At 56.3% G+C, this 11957-nt stretch carries 7 protein-coding genes; all 7 read right to left on the bottom strand.

The window, feature by feature from the left end; all coding sequences use genetic code 11:
• Positions 1 to 160 precede the first annotated feature (160 nt).
• The 7 genes from ACFPU0_RS01615 to ACFPU0_RS01585 all read right to left on the bottom strand — a co-directional run bounded on the left by ACFPU0_RS01615 (position 161) and on the right by ACFPU0_RS01585 (position 11945).
• Positions 161 to 1450 carry an oligosaccharide repeat unit polymerase gene (locus ACFPU0_RS01615; RefSeq protein ID WP_377691044.1) on the bottom strand — a complete coding sequence of 430 codons (1290 nt, stop codon included), beginning with the start codon at positions 1448 to 1450 and terminating at the stop codon, positions 161 to 163.
• Between the two features lie 16 nt (positions 1451 to 1466).
• Positions 1467 to 2876, bottom strand: a complete 1410-nt coding sequence (locus ACFPU0_RS01610) for a lipopolysaccharide biosynthesis protein (RefSeq protein ID WP_377691043.1) — start codon at positions 2874 to 2876, stop codon at positions 1467 to 1469.
• A 26-nt stretch (positions 2877 to 2902) separates the two neighbouring features.
• Complete coding sequence (locus tag ACFPU0_RS01605) at positions 2903 to 4225, bottom strand: UDP-glucose dehydrogenase family protein (RefSeq protein ID WP_377691042.1); 1323 nt, start codon at positions 4223 to 4225, stop codon at positions 2903 to 2905.
• 96 nt (positions 4226 to 4321) lie between these two features.
• Complete coding sequence (locus tag ACFPU0_RS01600) at positions 4322 to 5857, bottom strand: MBL fold metallo-hydrolase RNA specificity domain-containing protein (protein ID WP_377691041.1); 1536 nt, start codon at positions 5855 to 5857, stop codon at positions 4322 to 4324.
• A gap of 170 nt (positions 5858 to 6027) precedes the next feature.
• Positions 6028 to 7419, bottom strand: a complete 1392-nt coding sequence (locus tag ACFPU0_RS01595; protein WP_377691335.1) for an undecaprenyl-phosphate glucose phosphotransferase — start codon at positions 7417 to 7419, stop codon at positions 6028 to 6030.
• Positions 7420 to 9065: 1646 nt separating this feature from the next.
• Positions 9066 to 9572 carry a transcription/translation regulatory transformer protein RfaH gene (rfaH, locus tag ACFPU0_RS01590; RefSeq protein WP_377691040.1) on the bottom strand — a complete coding sequence of 169 codons (507 nt, stop codon included), beginning with the start codon at positions 9570 to 9572 and terminating at the stop codon, positions 9066 to 9068.
• A gap of 132 nt (positions 9573 to 9704) precedes the next feature.
• Positions 9705 to 11945, bottom strand: a complete 2241-nt coding sequence (locus ACFPU0_RS01585; RefSeq protein ID WP_377691039.1) for a polysaccharide biosynthesis tyrosine autokinase — start codon at positions 11943 to 11945, stop codon at positions 9705 to 9707.
• Between the last annotated feature and the right edge of the window lie 12 nt (positions 11946 to 11957).

Below are 11957 nucleotides of genomic sequence, written 5' to 3'. Positions count from 1 at the left end.
GAGCGTGTTTCAGTGACTGAAGAAAGGTCTCTTTCTGATCTTGCGCCGTCACAGAAAATATAAAGTTGGGAGTCGCAAAACTCTGGATTAAGTGAAAGTGACTCTAGTGTGTGTAGTGTGTGATTTGGCCTGTTGAATACGAACAAGGCAATGGGCTTTTTCATCGCACAACTCTTATGATCTTGAATGAGCCTGATAGGGATAATTTGCTGGTAATAATAAAAATTGCAGCGCTTATGATAATGGCTTCAATGTAAAAATGATTGACTGCTCCAATCAATGGGCCTCGCATAACTATGACAAGGTATGAAATGAATGTGGCGCTTATGAACAGATTGATGAAGGTCGGTGGGCGGTTATGGCCGGATATCGTGTTGTCGATAGTTCTAACAAAGTATCCTGTGACCATGGCAAAGATGACGGCGCCGAAGTATCCAAAATCCATAAATAACTCGGCGACAATTGGAGATGAAATATTCACGTAGTCGTAGCCTACGTGATCTGCGGCGATGGCCCCGGTTGGAAGTGGCTTGCTGCTCCAAATTGAGCGCGGAACAAGTGAAAATATTGCCCCGGAAATTTGGTGTCCCCAACTGAATCCGGCATGTTTAACATACATTACAACATTTAGTAGGGATTGGAATCCGTCGAAATCGCCGCTGTTTCCGTAGTATTTGATCAAGTCAAACTTGAAAATCCCCTCGCCTCGTGTGATGTGTGAGATGAATGGGAAGATCGTTGTGACCCCTCCCATGGCACCCAAAAACACAATGCATTTTAGCTTTTTTGTGGCCGGTAGGTAGATGCAAATAAAGAAAAGTAGATATGAGAAGATGACAAATCGTGGCAGAGCTAACGGATAGTTGATGATTAAGAATGTAGTCGTTGAGGAAAGTAGTATTAGATATCTAGCTATGGTTATTTTTATTAGTTTTCTGAAGTAAATGGCCAGAGCTAGGCAAGCAAATGATGCTGATCTAGCTAGCAACAGAAAAAGCTCGCGGAGGGCAAAGCTGGAGCCGAATGCATCTCGGTCAAAGTCAGATCTTTTAACAATGAAATTGTTTATTCCAATGGAAGATATGCTAAAAAGCTGAATTGTCAAAAGGATCAGTATTGCTAGGAGAAAACCTTTTGATCCTAGAGTAGAGATGTTGGGAGGGTGTCTGATCTCCTGTGGCTTTCCTGGCGTGAGGAAGTAACCAATCCAGACAAATATTGTGAAAGTAAAGGTTATTAGTGCTCCCTCAAGTTGAATGTTCTCGCTATATGAGAGTCCATAAAAGGGGAATATATTACTGTGGCTGTGTATAATTCCAGGGATTAGAAAGAAAAGTATGTGGTAAATCGAGAAAAGTAATGCAGCCATTCCGCAGCGTTTGTTGAGAATAATTGCTGTGGCGCAGGATAGGAATATTAGCGTTGAAAGGCCAAGAAAAAGTATAGTCATCTGAGTCTGTGTCGGGTTATTTGTCGGAAGGACTCAGTATGAGTTTCTCTTTTCTGTATCTGGTGATGTACTTAAATTCATCGAGAGAGGGTGTGAATACTCTCTTGATCCATGGCCAAATGGGTTGGCCGGTCAGCTTGCTGGCAGCCATGACAGTTGCAATGCAGGTCATGACTTCAGCCAGCACTACCCCGGTTGCTGGGCCAAGATGCTCAAATTTGCTTGTGAATGCCCAGGCCGTAGCGATGCAAATTAGTCCTTGTGTTGAAAAGTATACCAGGGAAAGCGTTAGGTGGCGGTTGGTACTGCATACTAGGGCAAGAGAAACGCTCCAGAAGGCATTAATAAACGATGCTAGCAAGAGGATTGAGAACGTTATCCAGTCAAATTTAAGTTGATCTTTTGTCCATATTTCAAATGCATACTGGCCAATTATAAGCATGGCTAGGCATAGTAGGGCGGAAAACCAAGCTGCTAGTTGGCTTCCTTTTACTAATAGAGTTCTGACGCGCTCGTAATTTCCGGATCCGTAAGCAAGTGCAAATTCAGGCTCTATCGTTCGTGCAACTGAAAGAACGGGCTGAAGTGCAAGGCGACACAGGGTCCGTAATGAAGAAAAAGTAGCTAATGAAGCTGGCCCGAGTAGTACTCCGACTAAAAGTCTGGTGCCTAGCATATTTATTGCGTCGCTTAGAGGGAATGCGATGTTTGCCAGGGAAGGCAGTGCTAATGATTTGGCAGTGGATAGTGATGAGTGTTTCAATCCATAACGGATCTCGCGGTCTAAAGTATGTGCGCGGATGTAAATTAAAATGTAGCCTGCCAAGCTGCCTAGCATCAAGCATGCGGAAGCTTGAACCATGTCTCCTCCATTTAGAACAGAAATTGCCATCAAAGTGAAAGAGATGACTGTTGAAAGCGTCTGATAAAGCTCACCTGTTGCATAACGGCCTCTTGCCGAAAAAATTCCTCTTAAGAGGGAGCACTGAAATTGGATTAGGACCTGTGTGGTTAGTAGGGTGATTGTATAAACGAATTCGTCACTCGAGATTGACTGAATTTTTAGCCAGGCGTGAACGGGAAGGAAATGGCCGGAAGCAGCAACTAGCAAAATTATTGCTGGAGAGAGTAGTAGTAGTGCGGCCCAGGTACTTTGAAATACGGATGCAGCATGTAAGAAATCACCACGTCCTGCGCACATTATCATCTCGCGCTGAGCAGTTTTTGTGATTCCACCATCGCTAAGTAGTAACGCCGTCGGCAGCGCCATGATCATTAGCCATTCACCATATCCGCTAGCGCCCCAGAACGTAAGCATCAATGGGATCTCGGCCAGCCTCATGATGATCTGACTGAGTTGGGTTACCCCATTGGCGCCTAAACCACGTATAAAGCGTGAAACTATCGGGTTGTCAATGTTAGCCATGAAACTGCCGTCGACTGGTGGTTGATCTATCTGCCAATAGAAATGTACTGAATTTCTTTTCTCTTTATTCGGGCTGGGTCAAATAGATTCCTGCCGTCAAAGACTATGGCGTGTTTTAGTTGCTGCTTGATTAGGTCGAAGTCAGGCGCCTTGAATGCCTGCCATTCGGTGACTATAACAAGTGCATTTGCACTTTTTAATGCTGCTTCTTTGGTCCCGCAAAGACTTAAGTCGTCTCGGTTTCCGTATATGCGCTGAGCTTCTTCCATTGCCTCTGGGTCATAGGCTTGTACTTTTGCACCAGCTTTCCAAAGCGCCTCCATTAGTATGCGGCTGGGTGCTTCCCGCATATCGTCCGTGTTGGGTTTGAAGCTGAGCCCCCAAAGTGCGAAAGTTTTTCCTCTGATGTCCCCATTGAAATGCTGGAGAATTTTTCGGAAAAGCACGGTCTTCTGCTCGTGGTTCCGTGCTTCAACCGATTTCAGGACCTTGGCATCGAAGTCTATGCTGTCCGCAGTGCGAATAAGGGCTTGAACGTCTTTTGGAAAACACGAACCACCGTAACCTGCACCCGGATAGATAAAGTGATATCCAATGCGTGGGTCGGATCCGATGCCTTGGCGGACCATTTCAATGTCAGCGCCCAGCTTTTCCGCCAAGTTGGCCATTTCGTTCATAAAACTGATCTTGGTGGCCAACATGCAGTTGGCGGCGTACTTGGTCAACTCTGCACTGCGCACGTCCATGACAATGATCTTTTCATGGTTGCGGTTGAATGGGGCATAAAGCTCCCGCATCACCTCTTCGGTCTCTTTGCTGCTGGTGCCGATGATGATGCGGTCGGGGCGCATGCAGTCGTTGACTGCAGACCCTTCCTTGAGGAATTCCGGGTTGGAAACCACATCGAAAGTAAGATCCTCACGGCCACGCTCGACCAGGATTTCTGCAACACGAGCACTCACCTTGTCGGCGGTGCCAACGGGCACGGTCGATTTATCGATGATGATCTGGTGGCTTTCCATATTGAGGGCAATGGTTTCTGCCACAGCAAGCACGTACTTCAGGTCAGCGGAGCCGTCTTCATCCGGCGGGGTGCCGACCGCAATGAATTGAACCTCCCCATGCTTCACCCCTGCGGCTGCATCGGTGGTGAAGTTCAGGCGGCCTGCTGCGTGGTTTTCCTTGACCAGGTTTTCCAGCCCAGGCTCATAGATCGGGATATGGCCCTGCTTGAGTCGTTCGACCTTATTGGCATCCACATCGACGCAGACAACGTCGTGGCCTACCTCGGCCAGAACTGCTCCTTGCACCAGGCCGACGTAGCCGATGCCAAATACGGTGACTTTCATGGATCTTCCTTAGGGCTTGAATCGATCGAATGTTGTAAGCACCAAAAGCTTTGGGCTTTGGTGGGGTAAAGGTTTGGCGTTGGCTCGGTGACGTGGCTATTGGTAACCGGTATGGATTCGTCCCGAGCGGTTGCCTTGTTCGTAGTGTCTTCGGATTACATGGCCGAGTGATTGCTTTGCGCTTACATCGCCATGGACCAACCGAATTTCGCTCGGCCAATGCCGCATGCGTGTCACGAAGTTGACCAACCCCTGCTGGTCGGCATGGGCTGAGTAACCACCAACTGTTTGGATGCCGGCCCGGATCTCGAAACGCTCATTATCCAGGTCGACATATCCACCCTTGGGGCCGAACTGCTGAATCACCTGGCCGGCTGTGCCGCGTGCCTGGTAGCCCACGAACAGCACGTTATGGCGTTTGTCGCCGAGCATGGCCTTCAGGTAGTTGACGATGCGTCCGCCACTGCACATGCCGTTGCCGGCAATGACGATGGCGGGGCGGGCAGTGGTGGCGAGGTGGCGCACCATGCGCAGGTGGGCGTCGTGGCTTTCTACCGTTAGTAGTTGCTCGAAGCCCAGCGGCGTGCGGCCGACCTTGATGCGCTTTTGTGCTTCCGCGTCCCAGAAGTGCTGGAGGTCGCGGTAGGCCTGGGTGAAGCGTGTGGCCAGGGGTGAGTCGAGGATGACGGGGAGGGTGGGCCAGTGGGTGGTGGCGGGGTCTATGCCATCGCCGTCGAAGGCTTTTCCGTTTGCGGTGGTTTCCCTCTCCCCCGGCCCCTCTCCCGCAGGCGGGCGAGGGGAGACAAGCTGGGAGTCGGGGGAGGTTTTGGAGTTGGTTGCCTGGTGGATGATGTCTTCCAGCTCGTAGAGCAGTTCCTGGGTGCGGCCGATGCTGAAGGCGGGGATCAGCACGGTGCCGTTGTCGGCCAGGGCTTGTTCGATGATGGCTTTCAGGCGTTGTTTGCGCGTGCGGCGGTCTTCGTGCAGGCGGTCGCCGTAGGTGCTTTCCAGTACCAGGATGTCGGCCTTCCAGGGAGATTTTGGTGCTGGCAGCAGGGGCGTGTGGGTAGCGCCCAGGTCGCCGGAGAAGACGATGCGCTTCTGTTCTGCCTGCCGGGGATAGCGGAGGTCGCACTCGATGTAGGCGGAGCCCAGGATATGACCGGCCCGCTGCAGGCGGATGCGTGCTTGCAGGTCGGGGGTGTCGATCAGGCTATGCCAGGTGCGGTAGGGGAGAGGCATCAGACGTTGGCGAATCAGCTTGAGGTATTTCTGCAGCTGCTGCGGATTGCGCCCGAAGGTGAACTGGAATGCATCTTCCAGTACCAGCGGCAGCAGGTGGGCAGAAGGCTGGCTGCAGAAGATCGGGCCCTGGTATCCGGCGGCCAGGAGATAAGGCAGCCGGCCTACGTGGTCCATGTGTACGTGGGTCAACACCAGCGCTTTCAGGGTGGAGATGTCGAAGTCGATGCCCAATTGACCGGCATCGGCTCGTCCATCGGCAGAGGTTTCCGCGCCCTGGAAAAGGCCGCAATCCACCAGCAGGCTGTGCTGGGCATCCATCAGTAACTGATGGCAGGAGCCGGTTACGCCGTTGACGGCACCGTGGTGCTGAATGTCCGGGTAAAGCATGGGGTAGTCCTTTAGCTCGTTCCTGAGCCCGCTCCGATCCTGGGGCGGGTGTAGTGCATCATGCTAGCGAGCCGGGCATTTGTTAGGCAGGCCCGGCCTGCTGATAAGGGGCAGGAAACGATTCATTCGCAAGCCGGCTCGCTCCTACGGAGTCGAGCAGCCGTGCAGGATCAATAGATGTCCTTGGAGAGCAGGGTGAATGGCGTTTTGATCAGGATCTTGAGATCCAGCCAGATGGACCAGTTATTGATGTAGGCAAGGTCCATTTCTACGCGTCTTTCCATCTTGTCGATGGTTTCGGTTTCGCCGCGGCTGCCACTGATCTGCGCAAGGCCGGTGATGCCGGGCTTGATGCGGTGGCGGGCCATATAGGCGTCGATCTTGCCGGTGTAGTAGTCGTTGTGGGCAACGGCGTGGGGGCGCGGGCCCACCAGGGACATGCGGCCCTGCAGGACGTTGAACAGCTGCGGCAATTCGTCGATGGAGGTGCGGCGGATAAAGGCGCCGACCTTGGTAACACGGGTATCGCCGCGGGTGGCTTGCTTAACCTCGGTGTCGGCATGTACGCGCATGGAGCGGAACTTCCAGACCTTGATCACCTTGCCGTTCCAGCCGTGGCGCTTCTGTTTGAACAACACTGGTCCGGGGGACGACAACTTCACGGCGAGGGCCGTGCCAAGCAGCAGCGGGCTGAGCAGGATGATGGCGAGCAGGGCGACGCTGCGGTCCAGGGCGGCCTTGGTCAGGGCCGCGGTGGGGTAGCTGGTCAGGGGGCTTTCATTGAGGTTGATGGCGGCTAGGCCATCGATGTCGGTTACCGAATGGTTGAGCAGCTTCAGGCTTTGCAGGTCGGGGATCCACACCACGTCGACGTTGGCGTCGAGCAGGTCGATGTAGAGGCCTTCGATCTGGTCGGCGGCGGAAAGGGGCAGGGCGATATAAAGGCGGCGAATCCTGTGCTCGGCGATCAGGACCCGCAGGCCGGCCAGGTTGCCGACTATGGGGTAGAGGCTGTCATCCAGGTGGGGCTCGTCGTCGGCGGTGACCAGGCCTACCAGGGGCTCCTGGCGAACGCGGACCAGCTTGTCCGCCAGTTCCAGTGCTAGGCCGCTGGTGCCGATGATGAGTGAGGTACGGGCCGACTGCAGGTTGCGGTAGTAGCGCCGCGAGAACGCGTGCAGGGGCAGGAAGAGGCAGGCCTGGACGGCGAAGCCGAGGCCGGCCCAGAGGATCATGACCTCACGCGAGAAGAGTTCGGTGGTCTTGGTGAGGAAGGCCACGACCGTCAGGCCGGAGAGCAGCACCATCCAGCCTGCCAGCAGCCGCGCCAGGCCTGCGAGGTAACCGTGGTGCTTGTGATAGACGCTCACCAGCGAGTAGGCCGGCACCGAGCCCAACAGGGCAAACAGCGCGAGCATGCGGTATTGCGTTTCGAACTGCCCGGTCTTGTAGAGCGCCAGGGCGCAGAGCAACAGGCTCACCATGCCCATGGCCGCAGCCCATTGACCCCAGAAGGTCAGGCCACGGCTAACGGGCGCATTGGGTTCGCGTTTGCCGATCAGGTTGAGGTGCGGCGGCTGCCGGAGCTGGGGAGTGGCCTGGGCCTGTTGGGCGCGGGTGCCACGGCGATGCTTGAGTTGTTGTGAGTTCGGCATGGTCTGGGCTTGGCTGCTGTGTGGCACGACGTTGACGGTCCTTGTTCGAGTCGACCCGGAGGGGGTTGCCTTATGCGATAGCGACTATCAGGGGGAGCTACGGAATTGTGCGTTGGTAATGTTGCACCGCAAGGAACCCCGGAGCTCGTGCGGAGGTCTTCCTTTCTCTGGCTACCAGGCTGTGGCCTGGCCCTGATGCTGCTATGTCGGCGTTGTGCGCCGGGTACCTTCAGACACGCTACCGCCCCAGGGTTTTGCGTCGATCCCTGAAAACGTCGGCAATGGCGCGCCAATGCTCCAGGCCAAGGCCCGGTGCTTACGGCAGGTAGGGTGGATGCGGTGAGCAGTCGGATCTGCGTCCGGCTTGTGCCCATCAGGGGGGCGTTCCCTGGCGGATTGGCTGCGGGGTGGCAACCTTCCTTACATCCTGTAGGAATCGGCCTGCTCCTTGTAAGAACTGAAATGCCGAATTCGCGCGAGCATTCTACGTAATGGATCACAGTTGTGAAGCCCGGCATCCATTCTCATTTGATGCAGCTGACGAGTGGACAGCTTGGCACGGAACTTTGCGGCGGGCCGCTCTAGCATGGGCTCTTGACAGAATTTGTGTCGGGTCGCGATGAATTTGCGGGGGGCGAGCGGGAACTGATCTGGCGAACTGTGGAAAATTCGCCCAGTTGGTATGGGCGCTTCTGGCAGGAAGGCTGCGGCGTACTTGTCGGGAAATGTATCGATCGTTCTGCAATTGCTTGTGTGGGCTCCCTGGTGGGGACCGTTGGCTATGGCCCATTTGGCTGTTGCTGAGCGCTCCCGGGTAAAGCACGTACGCTCCGTTTTTGCTCATGCCGAGCTTTGTTGGTGGGCTGAAGCGGAGCGCTGCCCGGCCCAGCCTTGGGGCTTTTCGTCCAGCCTCCAGCCTTCAGCGCTCTTGTCGGCTTTTCCTACAGTCAGGATGGGGCGATTTCCTACATTAAAACCCTGACATGGCTGTCAGTGGATGTTGCTTTCGTCTTGGCCGTGTTGGTCCGTGAGCTTTTCTTCGAGCAGGGTCGAGATAGCTTGTCAGCGGTTTTTAGGGCGTGCCGCGCACCAGTGCGTAGGATGGTGTAGAGCGAAGCGAAACCCATCAGCTCTGAAGGCTGAAGGCTGAAGGCTGAAGGCTGAAGGCTGGAGGCTGAACGAATTGTCCCCGTGCGTAGGGTGGATGTCGCTTTTCACATCCACCAGCGGAGCCCGGGCGAGCCTCCAATGGTGGACCGGTGAAGCGTGGTCCACCCTACGGGGCCGCTGCGCGGCCCTTCGCGAATGAATTCGCCCCCACATCCCGCTTTTCGTCCGGCCTCCAGCCTTCAGCGCTTTTGTCGGCTTTTCCTACAGTTCGGATGTCGCTTTTTTCATCCACTAGCGGAGCCTGGGCGAGCTTCCAATGGTGGGCCGGTGAAGCGTGGTCCACCCTACGGGGCCGCTGCGCGAATGAATTCGCCCCCACATCCCGCTTTTCGTTCGGCCTCCAGCCTTCAGCGCTTTTGTCGGCTTTTCCTACAGCTCCGCCGTCAGAGCTTGTCGATGCTGCGCAGCGGCACGCTGATGGTGTGTTCGCGCTGCAGCAGCTGCAGGAGGATCAGCGCGCGCTGGTTGCCATCCTGGGACAGGAAGATGGCTTCCAGGTCCTTGAAGTTGCTGGCGGTGAGGCGTATCCGGTCACCGGGCGCGAGGTGGGGAGTGGGTTCAGCCGGGGTGGCAAGGCGTTGCCTGATGCTGTCGATCAGTTCGTCCGGCACTATTGCAGGCTGCTCGCCGAAGCGCACCAACTGGTTGACGCCGCGTGTGGAGCGGATCGGGTGCCAGTTATCGGTGACTCGATCGAGCTGAATGAACAGGTAACCGGGGAACAGCGATTCGAGGCATTGCTGTTCGCCGTTGGCGCGCCGGCGGGTCACCGTGCAGGTGGGGCGGAAGCATTTGTAGGACTGGCGTGCCAGATTCTCCTCGGCCCGGGCATCCTGCCTGGGTTTGCACTGGATCAGGTACCAGTGGGGAAGTGCATGCTTGCCCGCCATGCGCTCTCTCCTTCTGGGCGCGCGCCAGGATGCCTGGCGAAATGGTAGCCGCTTAGTGGGGTAAAGGCCGGGGAAGTTCCCTTCCCCCGGCCTCAGCCTCACTTTTCTTCCACAGCGGAAGGCGGGTGTGGATCACGCCTTGTCCGACTTGTACTCGTACTGATAGTAGGCGTAGTTGCCGTAGTAGCCATAGGCCGAGGCCTTGCGCTCCACGGCGTTGAAGATGGCGCCCTTGAGGTCGATGCCGTTTTGTTCGAAACGCCGCTTGGTCAGCAGGATTTCCTTGGCGGCGTTCATGCCGAAACGGGTCACGATCAGGCTGGTGCCGGCCTGGCGGCCTACCAGGGCGGCATCGGTAACTGCCAAGATCGGCGGGGTGTCGACGATCACCAGGTCGTAGCGGCTGCTGGCCTGCTCCAGGAACTGGGTGAAGTTGGCGTGCATCAGCAGTTCCGATGGGTTCGGCGGAATCTGGCCGCGGGTGATCAGGTCCAGGTTTTCCACTTCAGTGCGGCTGGTTGCCTTGTCCAGATCGATGCGGGCGGCCAGCAGGTCGGAAAGGCCGTTTTCCGCCTCCTGGCGGAACATCTTGTGGACGTAGCCCTTGCGCATGTCGGCATCCACCAGCAGCACCCGCTGTCCGGTCTGCGCAACGATCACGGCCAGGTTGCTGGAGACGAACGACTTGCCCACGGTGGGGCTGGGGCCGGAGATCATCAGGATATTGTTCTTCGCCTCCAGGGTGGCGAAGTGCAGGCTGGTGCGCAGGCTGCGCAGGGACTCCACCGCCAGGTCGGCCGGGTTGGTCACTGCCAGCAGGTGCGAGCTGCTGTTGCTGGCGTCTTTGCTTTTGCCCTTGAAGTTCAGTTCGTGGGTAGCCTGCACCTTGCTATGGGGGATGGAGGCATAGACCGGCAGGCCCATCTGCTCGATCACGTCCGGGTCTTCTACGCAACGGTTCAGCGCCTTGCGGACCAGCACATAAGCGACGGCGATCAGACCGCCGAGCAGGGTAGCGATCAGGACGATCAAGGCTTTCTTGGGCTTGACCGGTTTCTCGATGTTGGCGTCGGCGGCGTCGATGATGCGTACGTTGCCTACGGTGCCCGCCCGCAGGATATCCAGCTCCTGGGACTTGTTCAGCAACTGGGTGTAGATCTCGGTGCCCACCTGCACATCACGAGTCAGACGCAGCAGTTCCTGCTGGGTTTCCGGCAGGTGTTCCACTTTCTTCATCAGGTCGCGTTTTGTCTGCTCCAGCTGGCCCATCTGAGTCATGAGCGCTTGGTAGCTGGGGTGCTGGCGGGTAAAGCGGCGTTCTAACTCGGCACGCTTGAGTTTTTGCTCAGCTATCAGGGTTTCCAGCTGGACGATCTGGTCCAGCACCGCCTTGGTTTCGATGGTGATGTCAACCGAGCGGGCACTGGTCTGGTAGCTGTTCAGCTTGGCTTCCGCTTCTTCTAGTTGCTTGCGTACTTCTGGCAGCTGGCCCTGGAGAAACTCCAGGCTCTGAGCTGCTTCGGCGGAGTTGCGCTGCACGTTCTGCAGCACGTAGAGCCGGCTCACTTCATCCAGCACGCGGGTGGCCTGGGCCGGGTCTTCGTTTTCCAGCGACAGGGCGATAATGCCGGACTCCTTGCCACGCTCACTCGCACCCACGTCTCCCTGATACTGCAGGATGGTGGTCAGGCGGCGTTGCTTGGTCACGCTGAACTCTGTGCCAGCGCTGGCCCGCAGCACGGCGACCTGTAGCTTGAAGCCATCCTGGTCGATCTGGGCGCCGACACTGCCGCTCAGGACCGGCTCATCATCCTCATTCAGCAGGGTGAAGGCGCCATTGTCTTCGGCGCGGAGGGTCAACTCCTCGCCCAGGTAGTTATCCGGTACTTCCAGTTGGAAGATATCCAGCTTTTCGCCACCCCAGGCAAAACTACTGAGTCCAAACAGCGGTTCTGCAAGCTCCAGGCCCGGCTCGGGCTGGAAGCGCCGCGCCATGAACTGGCCAAACAGTGGGAAGTAATGGGGTTCGACAATTACATCCAGCTTGAGGTTTTTCACCGCCTGGCCCAGCACGGCGCGGGATTTCAGCAGCTCGATTTCCGTGACTGCTGCCGAGGTGCCGCCGAACATCTCGGTCATTTCAGACATGCCGGTCATGGCGGCCAGGCCGCCTTTCTTCTCCTCCACCTGCACCAGGGCAGTGGCCTGGTACACCGGTGGGGTCAGTACGGCATAGGCAACGCCAAGCACGGTAAAGAAGGAGGTGATGCCGACAATGATCCACTTGGCGTCCAACAGGGTGCCGGCCAGCGCGAGCAGGTCGATTTCGTCGTCATGGGAGTCCTGCACGGGCAGGCTGTTTTGGCTGGTCATGTGCAACGCTTC

The organism is Pseudomonas sp. GCM10022186 (assembly GCF_042656385.1).
Classification (GTDB): domain Bacteria; phylum Pseudomonadota; class Gammaproteobacteria; order Pseudomonadales; family Pseudomonadaceae; genus Metapseudomonas.
Note: the sequence above shows the minus strand (reverse complement) of the source record. Positions and strands in the feature narration are given on the sequence as shown.

Bases quoted from the DNA above. Each gene is read 5' to 3' on its own strand.
- ACFPU0_RS01615 (WP_377691044.1), bottom strand. From the start codon at position 1,450: ATGACTATACTTTTTCTTGGCCTTTCAACGCTAATATTCCTATCCTGC.
- ACFPU0_RS01610 (WP_377691043.1), bottom strand. From the start codon at position 2,876: ATGGCTAACATTGACAACCCGATAGTTTCACGCTTTATACGTGGTTTA.
- ACFPU0_RS01605 (WP_377691042.1), bottom strand. From the start codon at position 4,225: ATGAAAGTCACCGTATTTGGCATCGGCTACGTCGGCCTGGTGCAAGGA.
- ACFPU0_RS01600 (WP_377691041.1), bottom strand. From the start codon at position 5,857: ATGCTTTACCCGGACATTCAGCACCACGGTGCCGTCAACGGCGTAACC.
- rfaH (WP_377691040.1), bottom strand. From the start codon at position 9,572: ATGGCGGGCAAGCATGCACTTCCCCACTGGTACCTGATCCAGTGCAAA.
- ACFPU0_RS01585 (WP_377691039.1), bottom strand. From the start codon at position 11,945: ATGACCAGCCAAAACAGCCTGCCCGTGCAGGACTCCCATGACGACGAA.